General features: G+C 59.4%; 20 protein-coding genes. 15 read left to right on the top strand and 5 right to left on the bottom strand.

Annotation, left to right across the window (positions count from 1 at the left end; translation table 11 throughout):
* Positions 1-10 precede the first annotated feature (10 nt).
* The 5 genes from ASD60_RS19365 (at position 11) to ASD60_RS19345 (ending at position 7,975) form a co-directional block, all read left to right on the top strand.
* Positions 11-271 (top strand): YeaC family protein, encoded by a 261-nt coding sequence (locus tag ASD60_RS19365; RefSeq protein WP_056855543.1) that lies wholly within the window; start codon positions 11-13, stop codon positions 269-271.
* Complete coding sequence (locus ASD60_RS19360; RefSeq protein WP_056855542.1) at positions 268-1,098, top strand: DUF2797 domain-containing protein; 831 nt, start codon at positions 268-270, stop codon at positions 1,096-1,098. The genes ASD60_RS19365 and ASD60_RS19360 overlap by 4 nt, the downstream gene beginning before the upstream one ends.
* 10 nt (positions 1,099-1,108) lie before the next feature.
* Positions 1,109-3,766: an aminopeptidase N gene (gene pepN, locus ASD60_RS19355; protein WP_056855541.1), complete on the top strand. Its 2,658-nt coding sequence runs from the start codon at positions 1,109-1,111 to the stop codon at positions 3,764-3,766.
* 743 nt (positions 3,767-4,509) lie between these two features.
* Positions 4,510-5,562, top strand: coding sequence for a WD40/YVTN/BNR-like repeat-containing protein (locus tag ASD60_RS19350; RefSeq protein WP_056855540.1), 1,053 nt, complete (start codon positions 4,510-4,512; stop codon positions 5,560-5,562).
* Between the two features lie 28 nt (positions 5,563-5,590).
* Positions 5,591-7,975, top strand: coding sequence for an efflux RND transporter permease subunit (locus ASD60_RS19345; protein WP_056855539.1), 2,385 nt, complete (start codon positions 5,591-5,593; stop codon positions 7,973-7,975).
* Positions 7,976-8,146: 171 nt separating this feature from the next.
* Here ASD60_RS19345 and ASD60_RS19340 read toward each other — a convergent pair whose 3' ends face one another.
* Both ASD60_RS19340 and ASD60_RS19335 read right to left on the bottom strand, forming a co-directional pair.
* Entirely contained in the window at positions 8,147-8,866 is a 720-nt protein-coding gene (locus ASD60_RS19340; RefSeq protein WP_056855538.1) for a FadR/GntR family transcriptional regulator, read from the bottom strand.
* Between the two features lie 197 nt (positions 8,867-9,063).
* Complete coding sequence (locus ASD60_RS19335) at positions 9,064-10,800, bottom strand: IlvD/Edd family dehydratase (protein ID WP_056855537.1); 1,737 nt, start codon at positions 10,798-10,800, stop codon at positions 9,064-9,066.
* Positions 10,801-10,993: 193 nt separating this feature from the next.
* On the opposite strand from ASD60_RS19335, the gene ASD60_RS19330 reads away from it, so the two are divergent.
* The 9 genes from ASD60_RS19330 to ASD60_RS19295 all read left to right on the top strand — a co-directional run bounded on the left by ASD60_RS19330 (position 10,994) and on the right by ASD60_RS19295 (position 17,934).
* Complete coding sequence (locus ASD60_RS19330; protein WP_056855536.1) at positions 10,994-12,316, top strand: MFS transporter; 1,323 nt, start codon at positions 10,994-10,996, stop codon at positions 12,314-12,316.
* Between the two features lie 152 nt (positions 12,317-12,468).
* On the top strand, positions 12,469-13,461 hold the full coding sequence (gene araD1, locus ASD60_RS19325) for an AraD1 family protein (RefSeq protein ID WP_056855535.1): 993 nt from the start codon (positions 12,469-12,471) through the stop codon (positions 13,459-13,461).
* Between the two features lie 10 nt (positions 13,462-13,471).
* Positions 13,472-15,052 carry an aldehyde dehydrogenase (NADP(+)) gene (locus ASD60_RS19320; protein ID WP_056855534.1) on the top strand — a complete coding sequence of 527 codons (1,581 nt, stop codon included), beginning with the start codon at positions 13,472-13,474 and terminating at the stop codon, positions 15,050-15,052.
* 130 nt (positions 15,053-15,182) lie between these two features.
* Positions 15,183-15,521, top strand: a complete 339-nt coding sequence (locus ASD60_RS19315) for a DUF5629 family protein (protein WP_056855533.1) — start codon at positions 15,183-15,185, stop codon at positions 15,519-15,521.
* A complete protein-coding gene (locus tag ASD60_RS19310) occupies positions 15,514-16,683 on the top strand; it encodes a lactonase family protein (protein WP_056855532.1) in 1,170 nt (389 codons plus the stop codon). Before ASD60_RS19315 ends, ASD60_RS19310 begins: the two co-directional genes overlap by 8 nt.
* Positions 16,684-16,838: 155 nt before the next feature.
* On the top strand, positions 16,839-17,018 hold the full coding sequence (locus ASD60_RS19305) for a hypothetical protein (RefSeq protein WP_019650041.1): 180 nt from the start codon (positions 16,839-16,841) through the stop codon (positions 17,016-17,018).
* A gap of 208 nt (positions 17,019-17,226) precedes the next feature.
* On the top strand, positions 17,227-17,352 hold the full coding sequence (locus ASD60_RS29635) for a hypothetical protein (protein ID WP_256590244.1): 126 nt from the start codon (positions 17,227-17,229) through the stop codon (positions 17,350-17,352).
* Between the two features lie 115 nt (positions 17,353-17,467).
* Positions 17,468-17,680 (top strand): hypothetical protein, encoded by a 213-nt coding sequence (locus tag ASD60_RS19300; RefSeq protein WP_056855531.1) that lies wholly within the window; start codon positions 17,468-17,470, stop codon positions 17,678-17,680.
* A complete protein-coding gene (locus ASD60_RS19295; protein ID WP_056855530.1) occupies positions 17,677-17,934 on the top strand; it encodes a hypothetical protein in 258 nt (85 codons plus the stop codon). Before ASD60_RS19300 ends, ASD60_RS19295 begins: the two co-directional genes overlap by 4 nt.
* A gap of 105 nt (positions 17,935-18,039) precedes the next feature.
* On the opposite strand, the gene ASD60_RS19290 is transcribed toward ASD60_RS19295, so the two are convergent.
* Genes ASD60_RS19290 through ASD60_RS19280 form a run of 3 tightly spaced genes read right to left on the bottom strand, consistent with a single transcriptional unit; the run spans position 18,040 to position 23,515 of the window.
* A complete protein-coding gene (locus tag ASD60_RS19290) occupies positions 18,040-18,636 on the bottom strand; it encodes a glutathione S-transferase (protein WP_056855529.1) in 597 nt (198 codons plus the stop codon).
* Positions 18,633-22,274 (bottom strand): AAA family ATPase, encoded by a 3,642-nt coding sequence (locus ASD60_RS19285; RefSeq protein ID WP_056855528.1) that lies wholly within the window; start codon positions 22,272-22,274, stop codon positions 18,633-18,635. The genes ASD60_RS19290 and ASD60_RS19285 overlap by 4 nt, the downstream gene beginning before the upstream one ends.
* Positions 22,271-23,515, bottom strand: coding sequence for an exonuclease SbcCD subunit D C-terminal domain-containing protein (locus tag ASD60_RS19280; RefSeq protein WP_056855603.1), 1,245 nt, complete (start codon positions 23,513-23,515; stop codon positions 22,271-22,273). Before ASD60_RS19280 ends, ASD60_RS19285 begins: the two co-directional genes overlap by 4 nt.
* 350 nt (positions 23,516-23,865) lie before the next feature.
* On the opposite strand from ASD60_RS19280, the gene ASD60_RS19275 reads away from it, so the two are divergent.
* Positions 23,866-25,221, top strand: coding sequence for a lytic polysaccharide monooxygenase (locus tag ASD60_RS19275; RefSeq protein WP_056855527.1), 1,356 nt, complete (start codon positions 23,866-23,868; stop codon positions 25,219-25,221).
* Positions 25,222-25,247: the final 26 nt, after the last annotated feature.

The following is a 25,247-nucleotide window of genomic DNA, read 5'->3' as shown; positions in this document are numbered from 1 at the left end:
CGGAGACCCAATGTCCTCTTTTAACGAAATGATCAAGAACATCACCCCGGACATCTACCAGAGCCTTAAGCTGGCGGTGGAAATCGGTAAATGGTCCGACGGTGGCAAGCTCACCGCCGAGCAACGCGAACTGTCGCTGCAAGCAATGATCGCCTGGGAAATCCAGAACCTGCCCGAGGAAGAGCGTACTGGCTACATGGGTCCGCAAGAATGCAGCTCCAAGTCGATTCAAGTGCCCAACATCCTGTTCAAGTCGGATGCCATCCATTGATCGAGATTGGCCGCGGTGCAATCAGCAAAATGTCGGCGCGCCTGGACGGGCCGAACGTGCAATACGCATTTCGTCTGGGCGACGCAGAGGTTCCGGTCAACCCTTTGATCGGCACCACTGTGCGCCTGGAATATCTGGGAGCGATCCACTGCACCCATTGCGGACGCAAGACCAAAACCAGTTTCAGCCAGGGGTACTGTTACCCGTGCATGACCAAACTGGCCCAGTGTGACGTGTGCATCATGAGCCCCGAGCGCTGTCATTTCGAAGCCGGCACCTGCCGGGAGCCGGAGTGGGGCGAGAAGTTCTGCATGACCGACCACATCGTCTACCTGTCGAACTCATCCGGGGTAAAGGTCGGCATCACCCGCGCTACCCAGTTGCCGACCCGCTGGATCGATCAGGGTGCCAGCCAGGCGTTGCCGATCATGCGGGTTTCCACACGCCAGCAATCGGGCTTCGTCGAAGACCTGTTCCGCAGCCAGGTAGCGGACAAGACCAACTGGCGTGCCTTGCTCAAGGGCGATGCAATATCGGTGGACCTGCCACAGATCCGTGACCAGTTGTTCGATCGCTGCGCCGAGGGCCTGCAAGGATTACAGGAACGATTCGGCCTACAGGCGATCCAGACGATTGCCGACGTCGAACCGCTCGAAATCCGCTTTCCGGTCGAGCAGTATCCGGCGAAAATCGTCAGCTTCAACCTGGACAAGAATCCGATTGCCGAAGGCACGCTGATGGGGATCAAAGGCCAATACCTGATCTTCGACACCGGCGTGATCAATATTCGTAAGTACACGGCCTATCAGCTCGCCGTGCATAGTTAAGGACTCCAGCATGCGCACCGAACAACCGAAGATGATCTACCTCAAGGACTATCAGGCCCCTGAGTACCTGATTGATGAAACACACCTGACCTTCGAGTTGTTCGAGGACCACAGCCTGGTCCACGCGCAACTGGTGATGCGCCGCAACCCCGAACGCGGTCCGGGCCTGCCGCCGCTGGTGCTGGATGGCCAGCAACTGGAACTGCTATCGGTCACGCTGGCCGATCAGGCGCTTACAGCGGCGGAATATCAACTGACCGACAATCACCTGACCCTGCACCCGACCAGCGCTACCTTCACGGTCGATACCAGCGTCAAGATCCATCCCGAAACCAATACCGCGCTGGAAGGCCTGTACAAGTCCGGCACGATGTTCTGCACCCAGTGCGAAGCCGAAGGTTTCCGCAAGATCACCTATTACCTCGATCGCCCGGACGTGATGAGCAAGTTCACCACGACCGTGGTCGCCGAGCAGCACAGCTATCCGGTGCTGCTGTCCAACGGCAATCCGATTGCCAGCGGCCCCGGCGAAGATGGCCGGCACTGGGCGACCTGGGAAGACCCGTTCATGAAGCCTGCGTACCTGTTCGCGTTGGTGGCCGGTGATTTGTGGTGCGTCGAAGACACCTTCACCACCATGACCGAGCGCACCGTGGCGCTGCGCATTTATGTCGAGCCGGAAAACATCGACAAATGCCAGCACGCCATGAACAGCCTGAAGAAGTCCATGCGCTGGGACGAAGAGGTCTACGGTCGCGAGTACGACCTGGACATCTTCATGATCGTCGCTGTGAACGACTTCAACATGGGCGCCATGGAGAACAAAGGTCTCAACATCTTCAACTCCAGCGCCGTGCTGGCCCGCGCCGAAACCGCCACCGACGCCGCGCATCAGCGGGTCGAAGCGATCGTCGCCCACGAATATTTCCACAACTGGTCGGGCAACCGCGTGACCTGCCGCGACTGGTTCCAGTTGTCGCTCAAGGAAGGCTTTACCGTATTCCGCGATTCGCATTTCTCCGCCGACATGAACTCGGCGACGGTCAAGCGCATCCAGGACGTGGCGTACCTGCGTACCCACCAGTTCGCCGAAGACGCCGGCCCCATGGCTCACGCCGTGCGCCCGGACAGCTTCATCGAGATTTCCAACTTCTACACCCTGACCGTGTACGAAAAGGGTTCGGAAGTGGTCGGCATGATCCACACCTTGCTTGGCGCCGAAGGCTTCCGTAAAGGCAGCGACCTGTACTTTGAGCGCCACGACGGCCAGGCCGTGACCTGCGACGACTTCATCAAGGCCATGGAAGACGCCAACGGTGTGGACCTGACCCAGTTCAAGCGCTGGTACAGCCAGGCGGGCACGCCACGACTGGCAGTGAGCGAGTCCTACGACGCTGCAGCAAAAACCTACAGCCTGACCTTCCGCCAGAGCTGCCCGCAGACTCCGGACAAGGTCGAAAAACTGCCGTTCGTGATCCCGGTGGAGCTCGGTCTGCTGGACAGCAAGGGTGCTGAAATAGCCCTGCGTCTGGCTGGTGAAGCGTCGGCGCAAGGCACCTCGCGGGTGATCTCGGTGACCGAAGCCGAGCAGACATTCACCTTCGTCGACATCGCCGAACAGCCGCTGCCATCGCTGCTACGCGGCTTTTCGGCCCCGGTGAAACTGAGCTTCCCGTACAGCCGCGATCAGTTGATGTTCCTCATGCAACACGACAGCGACGGTTTCAACCGCTGGGATGCCGGCCAGCAATTGTCGGTGCAGGTGTTGCAGGAATTGATCGCCCAGCAACAGAAGGGCGAAGCGCTGGTGCTGGATCAGCGTCTGGTATCCGCTTTGCGTACCGTGCTGTCCGATGAGACGCTGGATCAGGCGATGGTCGCCGAAATGCTTTCGCTGCCAAGCGAAGCTTATTTGGCCGAAATCAGTGAAGTGGCCGATGTGGACGCCATCCACACCGCCCGCGAGTTTGCCCGCAAGCAGCTGGCGGATGCGCTGTTCGAGGCCTTGTGGCTGCGTTATCAGGCCAACCGCGACTTGTCCAAGCAAACCCCGTATGTGGCCGAAGCCGAACATTTCGCCCGCCGTGCCTTGCAGAACATCGCGCTGTCGTACCTGATGCTCAGCGGCAAGCCAGAAGTATTGGCCGCGACACTGGAGCAGTTCGCCGCGTGCGACAACATGACCGAGCGCCTGACCGCCCTCGCGGTGTTGGTCAACTCGCCCTTCGAAGAGCAAAAAGCCAAGGCACTGGCGAGCTTCGCCGAGCACTTCAAGGACAATCCGTTGGTCATGGATCAGTGGTTCAGTGTCCAGGCCGGCAGTACGTTGCCGGGCGGGCTGGAGCGGGTCAAGGCATTGATGCAGCACCCGGCGTTCAACATCAAGAACCCGAACAAGGTGCGGGCGTTGATCGGTGCGTTTGCCGGGCAGAACCTGATCAATTTCCATGCGGCGGATGGTTCCGGGTATCGCTTCCTGGCGGATCTGGTGATCGAGTTGAACGGCTTCAATCCGCAGATTGCTTCTCGCCAGTTGGCGCCTTTGACTCGCTGGCGCAAGTATGACGATGCGCGTCAGGCGTTGATGAAGGGCGAGCTGGAGCGGATTTTGAATTCGGGGCAGTTGTCCAGTGATGTGTTTGAGGTGGTGAGCAAGAGTTTGGCTTGATGTTGGATCTTGACCTTGGCGGCCTTTGGGTCGACCAGGTTCTTGGTTGATTGGGGGCATATCCGTTATTTCGGTAACGGCAGCTGGCGGTTTCGCCCTTACGGCGAGTCACTTTTTTACAAGCGCCGGAGTGCCGGCCCAGCAAAAAAGTAAGCAAAAAACGCTCGCCCCTGACGTACGGCCCCTCGCTAAGGCTCGGGGTACCTTCGCTCCGGCATTCATCCGGGGGCATCGCCTCCGGTCTGCTTCGCGACAACCTCCTCTCGATGTGTGCGGCTTCGCCGCACGGCGCTACGCGCCCACCCCCGGATGAACGCCTCCACTCAGCCTGCCGATGGGGCGGGTGAATCAAGATCAAAAGCTGCAGGCGAGCTAACGCTCGGCCTGTAGAGTGGTTAGAAGCAACGGCGGTTGTATGGCGTTCTGCTCTTGCTTTTGCTCTTCTGTGGGAGCTGGCTTGCCAGCGATGGCGGCCTGCCAGCCGACCACTTTCTACCAGATGCCCCCCAATCACCCCACCTGATACCCCACCATTCAGAAAAAACAACCACCCCTGCGGTTAACAAAACATAACGTGCCGTCGATTGTCAGCCCTTCGAAAACACCGATAGGATAAGCCAGCTTCCGAAGGGGCTCTGGATTGCGGGTTTCAGGTCTATGCTCTGAAACAGGTAATCCCGGTCAGCACCCTTGCGGCGCCCAGAAAGGTTGAATGACCTAACAATAATAATGGGGGAAGGTCTATGAGTGAGCCTGTCATGGGTGTGGGTATCTGCCGCCCGCTGGCATTACGCAAATTCGCGTTGCTGGCTACAGCGCTCTCGCTGTTGGGCTCTGCCATGCTGTCAGCACCTGTGCTGGCCGCGGCTGCGCCGGCATCCGACGTTGTTTATTCCATTGAATCGGCCAAGGCCAGCAAAAGCCTGATGCTCGATGTCGTCCACGCTGGCAAGCGCCTGGTGGCGGTCGGGGATCGTGGGCATATTCTGTATTCTGATGACCAGGGTGCTACCTGGATGCAAGCCAAGGTCCCGACCCGGGCATTGCTGACCTCAGTGTTTTTTGTCGATGACAAGCACGGCTGGGCGGTCGGCCATGATGCGCAGATCCTCGCCAGCGAGGACGGCGGTGTCACCTGGACCAAACAATTTGAAGACCTCAAGCGTGAATCGCCACTGCTCGACGTCTGGTTCCGCGACGTCAACAGCGGCTTTGCCGTGGGCGCTTACGGGGCGTTGCTGGAAACCAGCGATGGCGGCAAGCACTGGGAAGACGTCAGTGATCGCCTGGACAACGAAGACCAGTTCCACCTCAACGCCATCGCCGCCGTCAAGGATTCCGGTCTGTTCATCGTCGGTGAGCAGGGCAGCATGTTCCGCTCCGCCGACTGGGGCCAGACCTGGGAAAAACTTGAAGGCCCTTACGAAGGCTCGCTGTTTGGTGTGATCGGCACCGCGCAACCTTCTACCCTCTTGGCGTATGGCCTGCGTGGCAATCTGTATCGCTCGACCGATTTCGGTAGCAACTGGGAACAGATCGAGTTGAAGGCTGAGCGCGGCGATCTGGAGTTCGGTCTGTCCGGCGGCACGCTGCTCGAAGACGGCTCCATCGTGATTGTCGGTAACGGCGGTTCGGTGATTCGCAGCAGCGACGATGGTGAAACCTTCAAAGTGGTCAACCGCGCGGATCGTATTTCCGTCTCGGCGGTCACGGCGGCAGGTAATGGCAATCTGGTTCTGGCAGGACAGGGTGGCGTTCGCGTCACTTCGCCGAACGGCACCGAGTCGGGCAAATGAGCCAGGTTAATAATAAGAAGGCGCAGCTATGACTTCCTTGAGTACTCATCACCAGGAAAAGGCGACACTCCTTGAGCGCCTGATCTTCAACAACCGCCCGGCAGTGATCTTCATCTGCCTGTTGGTCAGTATTTTCCTGTTCTGGCAGGCGACGCTGATTCGTCCGTCCACCAGCTTCGAAAAAATGATCCCGCTCGAGCACCCCTTCATCCAGAAGATGATGGAGCATCGCAACGATCTGGCGAACCTGGGCAACACCGTGCGGATCTCGGTGGAAGCCACCGATGGCGACATCTTCTCCAAGGAATACATGGAGACCCTGCGCCAGATCAACGACGAAGTGTTCTACATTTCCGGCGTTGACCGTTCCGGCCTCAAGTCGCTGTGGAGTCCGAGCGTACGCTGGACCGAAGTGACTGAGGAGGGCTTTGCCGGGGGTGAAGTGATCCCGCAGAGCTATAACGGCTCCCAGGCCAGCCTCGACATGCTGCGCAACAACGTCCTCAAGTCCGGGCAGGTCGGTCGCCTGGTGGCCAACGACTTCAAGTCGAGCATCGTCGACATCCCGTTGCTGGAGGCCTATCCGGACCCGCAGGACCAGGGCAAGTTGCTGGCCCTGGACTATCGCAAGTTCTCCCATGAGCTTGAAGACAAGATCCGCAACAAGTTCGAAGCGCAGAACCCCAACATCAAGATCCACATCGTCGGTTTCGCCAAGAAGGTCGGTGACCTGATCGATGGCCTGGTGATGGTGGTGATGTTCTTCGGGGTCGCGTTTGTCATTACCCTGATCCTGCTCTACTGGTTCACCAACTGCATGCGCAGTACCGTGGCGGTGTTGAGTACGACGCTGGTGGCGGTGGTCTGGCAATTGGGCCTGATGCACTTCTTCGGTTTCGGTCTTGATCCTTATTCGATGCTGGTGCCGTTCCTGATCTTCGCCATCGGTATTTCCCACGGCGTGCAGAAAATCAACGGCATCGCCCTGCAATCCAGTGAGGCGGACAACGCCCTGACCGCAGCGCGCCGGACTTTCCGCCAGCTGTTCCTGCCCGGGATGATCGCGATCCTTGCCGATGCCGTGGGCTTCATCACGCTGCTGATCATTGATATCGGCGTGATTCGCGAGCTGGCCATCGGTGCTTCCATCGGTGTGGCGGTGATCGTGTTCACCAACCTGATCCTGTTGCCGGTAGCGATTTCCTATGTCGGCATCAGCAAGCGCGCAGTTGCGCGCAGCAAGAAAGATGCGACTCGCGAACATCCGTTCTGGCGCTTGCTGTCGAACTTCGCCAGCCCGAAAGTCGCGCCAGTATCCATCGCGCTGGCACTGATCGCGTTCGGCGGCGGCCTCTGGTACAGCCAGAACCTGAAAATCGGTGACCTCGACCAGGGTGCGCCGGAGCTGCGTCCGGACTCGCGCTACAACAAGGACAACAACTTCATCATCAACAACTATTCCACCAGCTCTGACGTGTTGGTGGTGATGGTCAAGACCAAGTCCGAAGGCTGCTCACGCTACGAAGCCATGGCGCCGATCGACGAGCTGATGTGGAAGATGCAGAACACCGAGGGCGTGCAGTCGGCGATTTCCCTGGTGACCGTGTCCAAGCAAATGATCAAGGGCATGAACGAAGGCAACCTGAAGTGGGAAACCCTGTCGCGCAACCCGGACGTGCTGAACAACTCGATTGCCCGGGCCGATGGCCTGTACAACAACAGTTGCTCGCTGGCACCGGTGCTGGTGTTCCTCAACGATCACAAGGCTGAAACCCTGGATCGCGCGGTCCACGCCGTGCAGGACTTCGCCAAGGAACACAACACCGAGAACCTGGAGTTCATCCTGGCTGCCGGTAACGCCGGGATCGAGGCTGCCACCAACGAAGTGATCAAGAAGTCCGAGTTGACCATCCTGATCCTGGTGTACATCTGCGTAGCGGTCATGTGCATGATCACCTTCCGTTCCTGGGCGGCGACCTTGTGCATCGTGCTGCCGCTGGTGCTGACCTCGGTGCTCGGCAACGCCTTGATGGCGTTCATGGGCATCGGCGTGAAAGTGGCGACCCTGCCAGTGGTGGCGCTCGGGGTGGGGATTGGTGTGGACTACGGCATCTACATCTACAGCCGACTGGAAAGTTTCCTGCGTGCCGGTCTGCCGTTGCAGGAAGCCTATTACCAGACTCTGAAATCCACCGGTAAAGCCGTATTGTTCACCGGCCTGTGCCTGGCCATCGGCGTGTGCACCTGGATCTTCTCGGCCATCAAGTTCCAGGCCGACATGGGTCTGATGCTGACCTTCATGTTGCTGTGGAACATGTTCGGTGCGCTGTGGCTGTTGCCGGCACTGGCGCGATTCCTGATCAAACCGGAGAAACTGGCAGGGCAGAAGGGCAATTCGTTGTTCGCCCACTGATTCACGCTGCAATGAAAAAGCCGCAACCCTGGTTGCGGCTTTTTTGCATCTGAAGATCGACACACTTCCTGTGGGAGCTGGCTTGCCAGCGATTGCGGTTTAACATTGAACGATGATGTAACTGATAAGCCGCCATCGCTGGCAAGCCAGCTCCCACTGGGATAGTGGTGGTCAGGTGGGATCGCTACCCAGCACGACATTCAACGCACTGCGCGCATCATCCAGCTGCACCAGCGTCGCATGCCGCGCACCCAGGGCGTCGCGGTTTTCGATGGCGGTGAGAATCGCCTTGTGCCGTGGCAACGCCAGTTCATGCAGGTTCGGGCGTTGGTTGGAATGCTTCAAGGCCTCGGCGATGGCCACCGACAGCATGTTGCACAGGTTGGCCAGCAAGTCGTTGTGGGTAGCGTCGGCAATGCGGCTGTGGAAATCCAGGTCCGGTTGCAGCAAGGCTTCAGGCGTCGGCGCGGTTTCCATGCGTTGGTAGGCTTCGCCGATCGCGGCGATGTCGTCGTCGGTGGCGAACTGCGCGGCGAGGGCGGCGGCCGCCGGTTCGATGATGCTGCGTACACTGGTCAACAGATTGAAGAATTCATTTTGCGGGCTGCTTTGCATCAGCCAATGCAACACGTCCGGGTCGAGCATGTGCCATTCCCGACGTGGTTTGACCACGGTGCCCACTCGCGGGCGGGAGTACACCAGACCCTTGGCAACCAGCACCCGTGTGGCTTCACGCAGGACTGGCCGACTGACCGCATATTCTTCACACAGCAACGCCTCTGCGGGCAGTTTGTCGTCTGGCAGGAAGCGTCCGGAGACGATCTGCATGCCCAATTCCTGGACGATACGCGAGTGCATGCTTTTGCGGTCGGAGGGTTTGCGGTAATCCATGGGGAGTGGCGCGGTCCTGTGCGTGGAGGTGCTGCGCATGATAGCAGGCACGACACAATCTTGAGGCGGATTGATCGTTCCCACGCTCCGCGTGGGAATGCAGCCAGGGACGCTCTGCGTCCCAAGTCAACAGCCGAACGCGGAGCGTCCGTTGAGTCATTCCCACGCGGAGCGTGGGAACGATCGGTGGAGAGGGGTCAGTGAGAATGACGCGGCACTTCGGCTCCGCGGCAGCCGACCAGGAAGTCGAAGTCGCAGCCTTGATCAGCCTGCAACACATGGTCGATGTACAGCTGACGGTAACCGCCTACCAGCAATTGCTGCGGTGGTTGCAGGTCGGCCATGCGTGCGGCCAGTTCCGCATCCGGGATGTCCAGGTGCAGCCGGCCGCTGGCGCAGTCGAGCTCGATCCAGTCGCCTTCTTTTACCGTCGCCAACGGACCGCCCGCAGCGGCTTCAGGGGCAACGTGCAGGACCACAGTGCCATACGCGGTGCCACTCATGCGCGCATCGGAAATGCGCACCATATCGGTCACGCCCTGAGCCAGCAACTTGGCCGGCAAGCCCATGTTGCCGACTTCAGCCATGCCCGGATAACCCTTCGGCCCGCAGTTCTTCATGACCAGAATCGAGTTGGCATCCACGTCCAGCTCCGGGTCGTTGATCCGCGCCTTGTACATGTCGAAGTTCTCGAACACCACGGCGCGTCCACGATGCTGCATCAATTCAGGCGTCGCGGCGGACGGCTTGAGTACCGCGCCCAGTGGCGCCAGGTTGCCGCGCAGCACGCAGATACCGCCGTCGGCGCGGATCGGGTTGTCGAGGGTGCGAATCACTTCGTCTTCGCCATAGATCGGCGCATCCTTGGTGTTCTCGCCAATGGACTTGCCGTTCACGGTCAAAGCATTCGGGTTGGGGATCAGGTTGGCCTCGCCGAGGCGACGCAGTACCGCAGGCAGACCGCCGGCGTAGTAGAACTCTTCCATCAGGAAGCGCCCGGACGGTTGCAGGTCGACGATGGTCGGCATGCCGCGACCGATGCGGGTCCAGTCGTCCAGATCCAGTTCCACGCCGATGCGCCCGGCGATGGCTTTCAAATGGATCACCGCGTTGGTCGAGCCACCAATGGCCGCGTTCACACGAATAGCGTTTTCGAAGGCTTCCTTGGTCAGGATCTTCGACAGTTTCAGGTCTTCGCGGACCATCTCCACCGCGCGCATGCCGCACATGTGCGCCAGCACATAACGGCGTGCATCCACGGCCGGAATCGCGGCGTTGTGGGGCAGGGAAGTACCGAGGGCTTCCGCCATGCAGGCCATGGTCGAGGCGGTGCCCATGGTGTTGCAGGTGCCGGCCGAGCGGGACATGCCGCCCTCGGCTGCAAGGAAGTCATCGATGGTGATGGTGCCAGCCTTGACCTGTTCGCTGAGCTGCCAGACCACGGTGCCCGAGCCGATGTCCTTGCCCTTGTGTTTGCCGTTGAGCATCGGCCCGCCGGTGACGACGATGGCCGGCACGTCGCAACTGGCGGCGCCCATCAGTAATGCAGGGGTAGTCTTGTCGCAACCGGTCAACAGCACCACACCGTCAATCGGGTTGCCGCGAATCGCTTCTTCAACGTCCATGCTCGCCAGGTTGCGGGTGAGCATGGCGGTCGGGCGCAGGTTGGATTCGCCGTTGGAGAACACCGGGAATTCCACCGGGAAGCCCCCGGCCTCGATCACCCCGCGTTTGACGTGTTCCGCGATCTGGCGGAAATGCGCGTTGCATGGGGTCAGTTCCGACCAGGTATTGCAGATGCCGATGATCGGCTTGCCGTGGAACTGGTGGTCGGCGATGCCCTGATTCTTCATCCAGCTGCGGTACATGAAGCCGTTCTTGTCGGCGGTGCCAAACCATTGGGCGGAGCGCAGGGTGGGTTTCTTATCAGACATGATCGATTCTCTTATTGTATGACTATATTGTTCGAACTGAGGCGTAACATAAGCTCAATTTCGCCGCTTTGGAAGTGTTGTTGAGTAAATAGTATTACTATATAGTCATTTTCAGCGGAGGGATGGTCCTGGCGATTTGTCGCGAGAGGCGTCCCCCGAGGTTCTATAAAAACAACAATCGGAGACCGATCTCATGAGCCAGGAACTGCGGCTTATTCGTCGCATCACGCTGAAACTGATTCCCTTCCTGATCCTGCTGTACCTGATCGCCTATGTGGATCGCTCCGCAGTGGGCTTCGCCAAATTGCACATGGGCGCTGACATCGGTCTGGGCGACGCGGCCTACGGTCTCGGTGCAGGGCTGTTCTTCATTGGTTACTTCCTGCTGGAAATCCCCAGCAACCTGATGCTCGACCGCTTCGGCGCGCGGCGCTGGTTTGCGCGGATCATGGTCACCTGGGGTGCAATCACCATTGGCATGGCGTTCGTACAAGGGCCGAACAGCTTCTACGTCATGCGGTTTTTGCTCGGTGCCGCCGAAGCGGGTTTCTTCCCTGGCGTTCTGTACTACATCACCCAGTGGTTCCCGGTCCGCCATCGCGGCAAGATCCTCGGGCTGTTCATCCTGTCCCAACCCATTGCCATGATGATCACAGGTCCCGTGTCCGGCGGCTTGTTGGGCATGGACGGTGTGCTTGGGCTGCACGGCTGGCAGTGGCTGTTCATCGTTATCGGCGCCCCGGCGATCCTGCTGACCTGGCCCGTGTTGCGCTGGTTGCCTGACGGCCCTCAGCAAGTGAAGTGGATGGACCAGGCGGAAAAGGACTGGCTCACCGGCGAACTGAAAAAAGACCTCGAAGCGTACGGCCAGACCCGTCACGGCAATCCTTTGCACGCCCTCAAGGACAAGCGCGTGTTGCTGTTGGCGCTGTTCTACCTGCCGGTGACCTTGAGCATTTATGGCCTCGGTTTGTGGTTGCCGACGTTGATCAAGCAGTTCGGCGGCAGCGATCTGGTGACCGGGTTCGTGTCATCGGTGCCGTACATTTTCGGGATCATCGGCCTGTTGATCATTCCACGCAGTTCCGACCGATTGAATGATCGCTACGGCCATCTGGCGGTGCTCTATGTACTGGGCGCCATCGGCCTGTTCCTCAGTGCCTGGCTGTCGGTGCCAGTGCTGCAACTGGCAGCACTGTGCCTGGTGGCGTTCGCGCTGTTCTCCTGTACGGCGGTGTTCTGGACCTTGCCGGGCCGGTTCTTCGCCGGTGCCAGTGCGGCGGCGGGGATTGCGCTGATCAACTCGGTGGGCAACCTCGGCGGTTACATCGGCCCGTTCGTCATTGGTGCGCTCAAGGAATACACCGGCAACCTGGCTTCCGGCTTGTATTTCCTGTCGTGCGTGATGGTGTTCGGGTTGATCTTGACTGGCGTGGTTTACCGCTTGCTGGAGCGCAAGCATGTGCTGCCGGCGGATGAGTTTGCGGCCAGTGCACGTGGCGCGACCCGTACCTGACACAAAACCGGAAATCACCACCATCCCTGTGGGAGCGGGCTTGCCCGTGATAGCAATTGATCTGGCACATCAATGTTGAATGTGCAGCCGTCATCACGGGTAAGCCCGCTCCCACAGGGAACTGAAGTGTTTGGAATAACAGGAGAAATTTCATGCGTTTGGTTCAATTCGAATTAAGTAACGGCGAACGCCGCGTTGGTGTGGTCGAGGATGGCCTGGTGTGCGAAGTGCAAGACGCCCGCACCGTTCGCGACCTGGCCCTGGCGGCTATCGAGGCAGGCGTTGGCCTTGAGCAACAAGTACAAGCCTTGGGCCTGGGGATCAGCCACGATTACGCGCAACTGCTGACACAACTGCGCATCCTGCCACCGCTGGATCACCCGGACCCTGCGCACATGCTGGTCAGCGGCACCGGCCTGACCCACTTGGGCAGCGCCTCGGCCCGGGACAAGATGCACCAGCAGGCCGGTGACGAAGCGGCGATGACCGACACCATGCGCATTTTCAAGTGGGGCGTGGAGGGCGGTAAACCCGCCGCAGGTCAGGCGGGTGTACAACCGGAATGGTTCTACAAGGGAGACGGCAGCATCGTTGTGCGTCCCGGCCAGCCATTCCCGTTGCCGCCGTTTGCCGAAGACGCCGGTGAGGAACCGGAACTCAGCGGCCTGTATGTCATCGGCCATGACGGCAAACCGTATCGCCTCGGTTTCGCCGTGGGCAACGAATTCTCCGATCACGTCATGGAGCGCAAGAATTACCTTTATCTGGCCCACTCGAAACTGCGCAGTTGCAGTTATGGTCCGGAGTTGCGGGTCGGTGAATTGCCCCAGCATCTGGCCGGCACCAGCCGAATCCTGCGCGACGGCGAAGTGCTGTGGCAGAACGAGTTCCTCAGCGGCGAAGCCAACATGTGCCACAGCCTGGCGAACCTTGAGTTCCACCATTTCAAATACAGCCAATTCCTGCGCCCGGGGGATGTGCACATTCACTTCTTCGGCACTGCAACGCTGTCGTTCGCCGATGGCGTGCGCACGCAACCGGGGGATGTGTTCGAGATCAGCCAGGCGGAATTCGGCGCGCCGCTGATCAATGGCATCGCACCGGATGCAGCAGCGTTCGAGCCCGGCACCGTTGGCACACTTTGAGGAATATTGAATGTCCCTGATTCTTGGTCACAACTACATCGGCGGCCAGCGCAGCGCGTTGGGTAGCGTCAAGCTGCAGAGCGTCGACGCCGAAACCGGCGAGGCATTGCCCCATGATTTCATCCAGGCCACGCCGGAGGAAGTCGATACCGCCGCCAAGGCTGCCGCTGCCGCGTTCCCGGCTTATCGCAGCTTGAGCGCAGAGCGGCGCGCGCAGTTTCTGGACGCGATTGCCTCTGAGCTGGATGCGCTGGGTGATGATTTCGTCTCTCTGGTTTGCCGCGAAACGGCACTGCCGGCAGCGCGGATCATCGGCGAACGGGGCCGCACCAGTGGGCAGATGCGTCTGTTCGCCAACGTGCTGCGTCGCGGCGATTTCTACGGTGCGCGTATCGACAAGGCACTGCCGGACCGTCAACCGCTGCCGCGTCCCGACCTGCGCCAGTACCGTATCGGTCTCGGCCCGGTGGCGGTATTCGGCGCCAGTAATTTTCCCTTGGCGTTCTCGACTGCCGGTGGCGACACCGCGTCGGCATTGGCCGCCGGTTGCCCGGTGGTGTTCAAGGCCCACAGTGGCCACATGGCAACGGCCGAGCACGTCGCTGACGCGATCATCCGGGCGGCGGAAAAAACCTCGATGCCGGCCGGTGTGTTCAACATGATTTATGGCGGTGGGGTCGGCGAAGCGCTGGTCAAGCATCCGGCGATTCAGGCGGTGGGCTTTACCGGGTCGCTCAAGGGCGGTCGGGCATTGTGCGATATGGCCGCGGCGCGCCCTCAACCGATTCCGGTGTTCGCCGAAATGTCGAGCATCAACCCGGTGATCCTCCTGCCCGAGGCGTTGCAGGTGCGTACCGAGACCATTGCCCGTGAGCTGGCGGCCTCGGTAGTGCAAGGTTGCGGCCAGTTCTGCACCAATCCGGGGTTGGTGATCGGTATTCGCTCGCCTCAGTTCAGCGCGTTTCAAAAACTGCTGGCCGATGTGATGGCGGATCAGCCGGCGCAAACCATGCTCAATGCCGGGACGCTGGCCAGCTACGGCAAAGGCCTGCAAAAGCTCCTCGATCATCCGGGAATCGAGCAACTGGCGGGTCAACCGCAGCAGGGACGCCGGGCGCAACCCCAGTTGTTCAAGGCTGATGTCAGTTTGTTGATCAACGGCGATGAAGTACTGCAGGAGGAAGTGTTCGGGCCGACCACCGTCGTCGTCGAAGTGGCGGATCAAGCGCAGCTGAGCGCTGCGTTGAACGGCCTGCACGGTCAACTGACAGCGACCATCATCGGCGAACAGGCGGACTTCCAGCAGTTCAGCGAACTGACGGCGTTGCTGGAACTGAAGGTCGGTCGAATCCTGCTCAATGGCTATCCGACGGGGGTCGAAGTGTGTGATTCGATGGTCCATGGCGGACCGTATCCGGCGACCTCGGATGCCCGCGGCACGTCGGTGGGCACCCTGGCGATCGATCGCTTCCTGCGCCCGGTATGTTTCCAGAACTACCCGGACAACCTGCTGCCGGATGCCCTGAAAAATGCCAATCCGTTGCGCATTCAGCGGCTGGTGGATGGCAAGCCATCGCGCGAGGCCATCTAACGACCGGGTTCCCTGTGGGAGCGAGCTTGCTCGCGATGACGGTGTATCAGTCAACGCAATTGTTGGCTGACATACCGTCATCGCGGGCAAGCCCGCTTCCACAGGTTTGTGTGGAACAATCATCAAGTGCATGAGCTATCATTGCGTTTTTCCCATTCAAAGATCGACTGCCATGACAGCTGCAACCGACACCTTGCTCAACGCCCTCGAACACTGCGGGATGGTGGAAATCGATGGGCTGCATGCCTTCGAATTCGCCCTCGATGAGGACGACAATCTGCACATCGAGTGCATGGATGGCCGCAATGCGTTGCACTGGGAGTTCACCCCGGCGCAGATCCAGGCCGCGACGTTCGACGCCACACTGCAAAGCTGGCTGATCAGTGATAACAACGGCGAACACCGACTGGTGTGCCTCGGCGATGTCGTCAGTGGCGACAACGACGACGATGAACCTGCGGATGAATAAGCTGTGGCCACTGTTAATCGCCGGCAGCATGGGCGCGATGGGCGTTCAGGCAACGTGGGCCGATGATTATCAATTGCTCGTGGGTTCGTACACCGGTGGGCAGAGCCAAGGCATTTACCGGCTCAATTTTGACAGCGCAACCGGGCAGATCGCCGCCAGGCCCTTGCAAGTCATTCAAAGCGAAAACCCGTCGTGGCTGACCCTTTCCAAGGATCAGCGGCACCTGTTTGTGGTCAACGAAAACGGCCCGGGCCAGAAAGATCCGGTTGGGCGTGTCAGCAGCTACTCGATTGACCCGAAAAGCCAGGCACTGAGCCTGATCAATCAGGTACAGAGCCTGGGCAATGAGCCGACGCATTCGAGCCTGAGCAACGATGCCAGCCATTTGTTCGTCAGCAATTATTCGGTGGCCGAAGACCCGGGCGGGACCCTGGCGGTGTTGCCGATCGGCGCTGATGGCGCGCTCAAGCCCGTGGTGCAGATGAGCAGTCACCCGGCCAGTCGGGTCAATGCCGAGCGGCAGATGTCAGCGCACGTGCATTCGACGGTTCCATCGCCCGATGGCAAGTTCGTGTTCTCCAATGACCTGGGTGCGGACAAGGTTTTTGTCTACCGTTTCGACCCAAAGGCCAATCCGCAACTGCCGTTGACCCCGGCCACGCCAGCTTTCGTCCAGCTACCGCCCGGTAGCGGTCCGCGTCATCTGCTGTTCAGCGCCGATGGCAACCACGCTTGGTTGACCATGGAAATGAGCGCCCAGGTCGCCGTGTTCGACTACCGCGATGGCAAGCTTGAACAAACGCAGCTCGTTGAGCTGGCAGCCGGTCAGCCGGTTACCGACAAAGCCGCTGCTGCGCTGCACAGCTCGGCCGACGGCAAATTCCTCTACGTCAGTAACCGTGGCACCGCCAATCAGTTGCTGGTGTTCGCCATCGACCCGGCGACCGGCCATCTCAAGGAGCTGCAACGCCGAGCGGTGGAGGGCGATCATCCGCGTGAATTCAGCCTCGATCCAAGCGGCAAGTTCGTGCTGATCGCCAACCAGAAAAGTAACCAGATTGTCGTCATCGAACGCGACGCCAACACCGGTTTGCTGGGCAAGACCGTACAAAAACTGCCGATGGACGCCCCGAGCGACCTCAGGTTTTTGCTGCGACAATAGGCCGCAGGCCCCGGTTTGCGGGGCCTGCGTCTTTCTATCAATGAGGCTGATATGTGGTAATGCTACAAAGCATTTCAAGGCCTCGTTCTTCGAGGGTTAAGTTTGCTTCACGGCCCCACCGGGCATGCAAGCCAACTGACTTCGAGGAATACAGCATGAACTTCAATCTCTTCTCCGTAATCGCCGCGTCCGCCATCTCTGCCACCGTGGCTCTGCCAGCCAGCGCCAACGTTGAAATCAGCGACAAAAAATCCCACACCCAGAGCTACACCCAGAAATACTTGCAACAAAGCGCTAACTTCTACGCCGCGCTGGATCACAAAACCCAGCACTGAAATTTCCTTTCTGCTGCCTTTATGCAGGAGCGAAGTCACTTGCCGATCGAGGTTCAACCACTCGAAAAGCGCTGAAGTGATGTCGCTCCTGCATAACGCATTTACGACAGTATCAAATTGCCATCAAGGTATCGCTTGATATCATCTGGCCAGCGGTTTAAATTTGGCGCGAATTTATTGACTCCTTCCCAAGAAAAGGATCGACAATATGGCGATGCGTCTGGCCGTGGTTTTGCTGTTTCTCTATTCGACCCCGATTCTGTCAGCGGCAGAGCCGATTTCCGGCGAGCCTGACGCGGCCCGCGAGCGCATGATCAGTTTTATTGAAGACTGAGATAGTCTGGCTTAATGATCAACGAAGTTGATATCTGGTATAGACGAGACTCGTTGGTTCTTGGGGCTGTTTTGATTGAATCTGTGGACTCTGAAACATGTCCACGGAGTTCATCATGGCCCACGCAATCATCACTTCCGCCAAACGCGGCGCCTATGTGGCTATCGGTCTTTACCTGGTCATGGTGCTGGTTGTCAGTCTTTCGCCGCAGTCACAACAAACCTACGAAGCGCCGATTCAGGTCGCCCATCCTGGTATCCAGTTTGAACACCGCGCCCAACAGGCGATGGTCGATCAGGCTGACCTCGCAGGAGTCGGCGGAGCATGAACAGATGCAAACTCTTGGTCATCGCCTTCCTGGCTTTCATCACCAATGGATTTTCCTTGCTGGGGATCGGGCAAGGTTCGATAGGTGGTGTAGCGCGGGCCATCGAAGCTAACCACAACATTGCGCGCAACATCGACATCGCCAAGGGCATGGGCCTGCTGGCCGGTAATCCGCCAATCGAACCTGAGAGCAGTTTTTTCGGGCCGTTCCAGGTCGATTGCTCGGTGATCGGAATGTGCGAAGTATTGGCCTGATTCCTTGAAACACCACCGTCCTTGTAGGAGCAAGGCTTGCCCGCGATGTTTTTTTGCGTCCTTGACGGCCCCATCGCGGGCAAGCCTTGCTCCTACAGGTATCGGTTACTTCTTCATGATTGAAGTGAAGAGGTCTGACTCCAGAAACCGTTGCAACCACGCCTGCAAATGCCGATACGGCGTCTGCGCGAACCAGTCGCGATCGACATGAGCGAATTGCCGTATGAACGGCATCAGCGCCACATCGGCCAGGCTGGGGTGTTGCGCCAACAAGTAGTCGCGACGCTCCAGCAGTTGATCCAGCTTGTGCAAAAACTGCGAGCCCTCGGCGCGATAGGTTTCCATCGGTTGCTCGGGGTAGCGTTCGGCGTACTTGTAGCGATTGAGATGAATTTTGAACGACTGATCGTTTTCCGCGATCAGCTCTGCGATTCGCAACTGCCTTTGCGGATCATCCTTGAGCAGCCAGTCCTGCGGATCGTTTTGTGCCAACGCCCAACGCATGATGTCCAGGCTTTCCTCGATCACTTGGCCGTCGACGCTGAGCACCGGCACCGTGCCTTTGCTCGATAGCGCGAGCATCTCTGGCGGCTTGGCCTTCAGGCTCACTTCGACGATGTCCACGGCAACGCCGGCGTAGCGCAAGGCCATGCGCGCACGCATGGCGTATGGGCAACGTCGGAACGAATACAGCGTACTCATTTCACCTCCAGCGTGCTGAGACCGTTGCCTTGGCGGCGCACCTGAATCTGCACCGGAATGCGCTCATGCATTTCCTGCACATGGGAAATTACCGCAACCTTGCGACCTTGCGCCTGCAAGCCGTCGAGCGCGTCCATGGCCAGTTGCAGCGACTCGGGGTCCAGACTGCCGAAGCCTTCGTCGATGAACAGCGATTCGATTTTCAAGGTACTTGAAGCCATTGAGGCGAGCCCAAGCGCCAGGGCCAGCGACACCAGGAAAGTCTCGCCACCCGACAGCGAATGCACCGAGCGCAGTTCGTCACCCATCTCGGTGTCCATCACCAACAGGCCGAGCATGCTGCCGCCACGCTTGAGGCGATAACGGCGCACCAGTTGCCGCAGTTGCACGTTGGCGTGGTGCACCAACAGGTCGAGGTTGTAGGCCTGGGCGATCTTGCGGAAGGTGTCGCCAGTGGCGGAACCGATCAGAGCATTCAGGCGCGCCCAGCGCTGGAACTCGGCGTAGGCCTTGGCAATTTGCTCGGCCAGCGCCTGATTGGCATTCTGCCGTCGCTGATCTTCGGCTTGCTCGGCGCGCAGTTCGGCGCATTGTTGCTCGCTGAGGTTGAATTGACCTTGCAGGTCGGCGAGGGCGCCGGCGAGTTGTTCGGCATCGAGATTGCCGTTGTGCTGCGCTTGATGATCGGCCAGACGCTGATCACGTTCCTGCAGCAGCACCTTGGCCTGCTCAACGGCTTTTTCGTTGTGCTGCAAGCGCTGACGCAGTTCGCTGACCTGAGTGTCATCGACACGCAGCAGGTCTTCGAGACCGCCGTCGTCCAACTCAGGATGACGCGCGCGCCACTCGGCGATTTTGCCCGTTAGCTCGCGGTCTTCGTTTTCCAGGATCTGCTGACGCTCCTGTTGTGCTTTCAACTGCGTAACGATCTGCACACATTGCGTGCGCACGTTCTGCAGTGCCTGGGCCGTTGAGTTTTCGGCGTTGCGCGCCTGTTCCACAGCCTGTTCGAGCTGCTGCTGCCAGTGCTCGGCGCTGCCGTGTTCACCCAGCAGTTGCGCGAGTTTCGCCTCGCTGGCCTGTTGCTGGGCGGCCAGTGCGTTGAATTGCTGTTCGGCGCTTTGCAACTGTTGCGCGCGGCTGAGCTGGCGATCCTGTTCCTTCTCCAGCGTCTGCTGACGTTGCTGCTGTTCGGTCAACTCTTCTTTGTGCTGATCGGCTTGCGCCAGGCGCTCGGCAATTTGCCGATCCAGCTGCAGGAAGGTCGCCGCAGGCTCGACGCGCAGGGCTTCCAAGGTGTCTGCCGGTAGCAGGCTGGCGAACGCGCTGAGTTCCTCATCGAGTCGCTGACGGTCGCTGCTCAGTTCCCGTTGTTGATCGCTCAGGTGCTGCGCCGCTTGCTGATGCGCGGTTTCGGCGTTGCGCAGTTGCTGGGTCAGACGCGCCGCGTCCTGTTGCAGGGTGAGCAGGGCGCTCTGGCGTTGCTCGTCCTGGGTGATGCTCTGGTTCAATTGCTCGTTTTGCCGGACCAGCCAGGCGTCGCGCTTGTCGGCGTCCTGATTGAGCAACGTGGTTGCCAGCGGATGCGCTTCAAGGCTCGGCGTCAGCGCCTGAAGCTGGGCGGTCAATTGCTCCTGTTGTTGCAACAGCTCTTTCTGTCGGGCGATCACGCCACCGACGTCGGCGCGCAACTCGGTGAGTTTTTCCTTGAGCCGATCCACCGCTTGCTGCGCGCTGGCCTGTTCGGATTCATCATGACGGCCGAGGCTTTGCAGCAGGGCCTGCGGCTGATGATACGGATGCTCGTTGCTGCCACAGACCGGGCACGGCTGGTCGTCCTGCAACTGCGTGCGTAGCTCTTCGACACTGGCACTGCGAGCCAGACGCTGACGCTCGAGCAGTTCACGGGTGACGTTGAGGGTTTGCTCGGCGACGCTGAGTTCGGCTTTGGTCTTCACCCCGTCCTCAGTCAACCGCTCGCGCTCCAGTTGCGCATCGAGCAGGCGCTGATGCAGCTCGGCGCCGTGTTTTTCCAGCGCTTGCTGACTGGCCCAGAGCCGCGTCAGGTCTTCGACGGCACGCAGCTGTTTACGATTGTCCTGCAGCAGATTGCCTAGGATGCCGATTTGCTCGGCGACCGCTTCAGGCTCGGCGCCAGCCTCTTTGAACAATACTTCCAATTGTTGCTTTTGCTCGGCCAGCGCTTGGGCGCTGTGCGCGGCGCTCCGTTCGAGGCTGGCCAGTTCGGCCTGGCCCTTGTTCAGGCGATTGCCGATCAACATCAGTTGTTGCAAGCGGTCGCGATAGGCATTCCACGCATCGCTCAGCGGCGCCAGAGAGGCGCTTTGTTCCAGCTCGGCGGCAATCTTTTGCAGGCGCTCGGCGACCTGAACCTGTTTTTCCTGCAACGCCTGAATCGCGCTCTGGCCTTCGGTGCAGGCCTGCTCGGCAGCTTGTCGGGTTTCGGCGCTGAGGGCGGTGTCCCTGGCGAGGCGGGCGAGGGTGCTTTGCTCTTCAAAGGCCTGACGCAACAGCGGGGCGCTTTCGCTGTGTCGCTGCTGCGCTTGGCTCAGGGCAATTGTTGCCGACTCGAGCGCCTGCTCCAGTTGCGTCTGCCGCTGGTTGAGTTCGCCGTGCTGGCGAGTGTGCTCGGCAATTTGTTCGGCCAGCGGCGTCAGTTGCGCATCGAGCCCAGTCTTGCGGGCGAACTGGTGTCGTTGCGGGGCGAGTTGTTCAAGGCGCGTGAGTTTCAGGCGCTCGCCGGCCAGAGCTTCCCACGTTTGCTGTGCACTGTGCAGTTGCTCGGCGGCGGCTTGCTGCGCGTCTTGCAACTGACGCAAATCCTTGAGCCAGCCATGCTGTTGTTCCAGTTGTTTGAGCTGTGCCTGTTGCAGCTTCAATTGTTGCTGGGCGGCATTGAAGCGCGAATCCAGTTCGACCCGGTCTTCAGGAGACAGCGGCGTGACACCGCTGGCCTGATCCTGCAACAGCTTGTGGGCTTCGCGGGCTTCCTTGGCCTTGTCGAAGGCGCGGCGACCGAGGCGGGTGTAGAGCGCGGTGTCGGTGAGCTTTTCCAGCAGTTCGCTGCGGTCGTTGTCATCGGCCTTGAGAAAGGCACTGAACTCGCTCTGCGCCAGCAGCACGGCGCGGGTGAACTGTTCGAAATTCAGGCCCAGGGCGGCTTCGAGCTGGCTTTTGTATTCGCCTTTCTGGCTGGCCAGCAGTTGATCCTGATCGATATCGCGCAGGCTCTGGCGGCTGGCTTGCAACTTGCCACCGGCCTTTTCCCGGGCGCGGTTGGCCTCCCAGCGTGCGCGGTAGCGACGACCATCGACCCCGACGAAATCCACTTCGGCATAGCCTTCGCCAGTACCACGGCGCAGCAAGGTGCGCGGGTCACCGGTGCCGATTTCGCCATCGGCATCGGGCACCTTGGCGTCGCGTCCGGTGTTGTTCAGGCGCGGTACGGCACCGAACAGGGCCAGGCACAGGGCGTCAAGCAAGGTGCTTTTACCGGCGCCGGTCGGTCCGGTAATCGCGAACAAACCGGCGCTGGCCAACGGTTCGGCGGTGAAATCGATTTCAAACGGGCCGGCCAGGGAGGCAAGGTTTTTCAGGCGGATCGCGAGGATCTTCATGGTTGTTCGCTCTCCAGCTGTACGTCTTGCAATAGCTCGGCAAAGTCTTTGAGCGTTTGTTCGTCAACCTCACTGCCGTAGCTGTCCTGCCAGGCACGGCGGAACAGTTCCTGAGGTGTGAGCTGGTCGAGCTCGATCAAGGCGTCGCCCTCGTCGGCGCCTTCGCGGTTGCCGTTACCCGCGTATTCGGCGGCGATTCGCACCAGACGCACGGCCTTGCCTTGCAGCGCGGTTTCGATTTGGTTGCGCAGGTCTGGCTGCGGCTCGTCCAGACGAACCCGCACTTCAAGCCAGGGTTGGCGTTGGTAGTCGGCCAGCAGATCGATATTGGGCAGATCGGCCAGTTGCAGGAGGATTTCTGCCAGAGGCGCCGGGCCAATGCGTTGCAGATTGACCGCACGGGGGATCAGTCTCGGTTCAACGCTGACCAGGGTTTCGCCATCGAGCGTGATGTCGAGAATCTGGTGTTGATAGCCGATCTCGGAGAACGACAGCGGGATTGGCGAGCCGCTGTAGCGAATACGTTCTTCACCGTTGACCTTCTGCGGTTTGTGCAGGTGGCCCAAGGCAACGTAGCTGATACTCGGCCCGAACAGGCTGGCGGGCAGGGCTTCGGCATTGCCGATGATCAGGCTGCGCTCGGAGTCTTCCGAGACCGAACCACCGGCCATGTGCGCATGGCTGATGGCGATCAGCGCCTGGCCCTTCTTGCGTTTGGCGTTGGCTGCCTCGATCAGCCATTCATGAACCTGTCCGATGCCGCGCAGATAATTGTCGCCCAAGTGCGGGCCGGTGACTTCGGCAGGCCGCAAGAACGGTAGCGCCAGGCACCAGGCGACGGTTTTACCTTTTGCGTTCGGCAGCGGTAACAGCAAACGTTCGGCGTCGAGTTGCCCGTCGTCCAGCCACAACACGCGGCCCAACGCATGAGTGCGCAAGCGGCGCATCAACGGCGCGGGCAATTCGATCCGCGAACCGGAATCGTGGTTGCCGGCAATCATCACGATGGTCAGCAACGGTTGCTGCTCGTGGGCGCTGACGATGAAGTCGTAAAGACGTTCCTGGGCTTTGACCGGTGGGTTGACCGTATCGAAGATATCGCCGGCGATCAGCAGCACATCCGGTTGCTGCAGTTTGAGCTGGCGCAGCAGCCAGTCGAGAAAACAACCGTGCTCGAAATCGCGATCCTGGCCGTGCAGGTTCTGCCCGAGGTGCCAGTCGGAGGTGTGGAACAGACGCAAGGGCAACTCCGCTAGATAAAAAATGATGGCCGCGAAGACAAATGACAGCGGCGAAAGGGGAGAGAGTTTACTGGCAAACGACGGTTGTTGCAGAGCACCTTTGAACGCTGACGGCGTCTGCATTTGGCGAAGAATATGGCTACCACCTGTCCCTTACTGTCAGTTCTGTCAGTAGTCGGCATAGGTAACCCGGGTATTTAATGAAGTCGAGCATGGAGCCTTACAGCGCAAGCGACGGAATGTGTCTTCTATCGAAGGGCGGGTAGGTCGAGCAGTGACTGAAGTGGTTAGGGCGTTACATGTGATTCCAGGACTATCGAAGCTGCAACGAATGTTAATGGAGAAATACTATGTCACAGCGACGTCCGAACACGATCAGCAGAAGCAATACACCGCGCCATGGCCATGTCTTTTCCCCCTCTTCACGCGCACATTTTGAGTGGCTTGCGGGGAGACTTGACGAAGGGGCATTGAATCAACGCGAGTCGGGCAAGTTTTTTCCTTTGGTTTCTGGTGGGGTCAGAGATGTTTTTGCTCCAGATGACGACGCCAACGTCCCGCCACCGCCGGATGGAAAAATCGCCAGTGCAAATCAGCTGACCGGTGCATGGCTGGATGAACCGGGCACACACTGGCAAAAGCACGATGTGCGAAGTGGCGATACGCTGGATGTTTCGTGGTATTACAGTGCGACGCATGCCACTCGTCGCTGGAATTATTTCATCACGAAAGTTGATTGGGTGCCTGACGAGGTCTTGTCGCGCAGCCAGTTTGAAGCAGAGCCGTTTTACACCGTGCAAATCAACTTGAAACCGCATTGGGCCCATGGCGAGGCAATGCTGCCTGACTCACCTACGACCCATGGCATCCCGCTGCCCAATCGTGAGGGGTACCATGTATGTTTGGCGGTTTGGGAAGTCGCCAATACGTCGATGGCCTTTTACCAGGTGATTGACCTCAATTTTGTACCGTCGGAAGGGGGAGGTGAACTGCCCGACACTCCGACCGGATTGTCCGCTATCAAGGTTACTGACAAGCAGGTAACGTTGAAGTGGAATGCAGCAACTGGTCAGTTACCGATTACCTCTTACCATATCTTGCGCAACGGAAGCTTTTTAGTCCAGGTAGATGTACCGCAACTAACATTTTCCGATAACGCTGTGGTGCCTGAAACCCGTTACAACTATGCCATTTGTGCAGTCGATGATCGAGGCAGTGTCTCGGTTCCAAGTCGGCCGATTCAAGTGCACACCTTGCCCGAAGGTGGAGTAGGTCCCACCGCTCCGACTAACTTGCACAGCATGGGTCAGACCTCGCAAAGCGTCAGCCTGATGTGGGGGGCATCAACCGGTTCGGCGCCGGTTGTGGACTACCTGATCTATCGAGACGACATTCACATCAAAACCGTAAGCGCCTCTCGCACCTCTTATGAGGACGCTGATCTCACTCCAAACACCCAATATCGTTACGCCGTCAAAGCGCGCGACCTGAATAAACGACTTTCGTCGTTCAGTAACGTCCTGAGCGTCAGAACCCAGGCTGACGGGGGCGAGTATCCGGCGTGGAAGCTGGGTAATACATACGCAAAAAATGACCTGGTGAGCCACGCCGGACAGAACTGGGTCTGCATTCAGGCTCATACGGCACACGTAGAGGAGTGGGCGCCCGGGGTGGGCGACAATGTCCTTTGGAAAGCTTACGCCTGACCTGTTGATGGCTGGAAAGGCTTAAA

Source organism: Pseudomonas sp. Root562, assembly GCF_001427125.1.
In the GTDB taxonomy this organism is placed as follows: domain Bacteria; phylum Pseudomonadota; class Gammaproteobacteria; order Pseudomonadales; family Pseudomonadaceae; genus Aquipseudomonas.
This window is presented reverse-complemented; position numbering and strand designations above follow the sequence as displayed.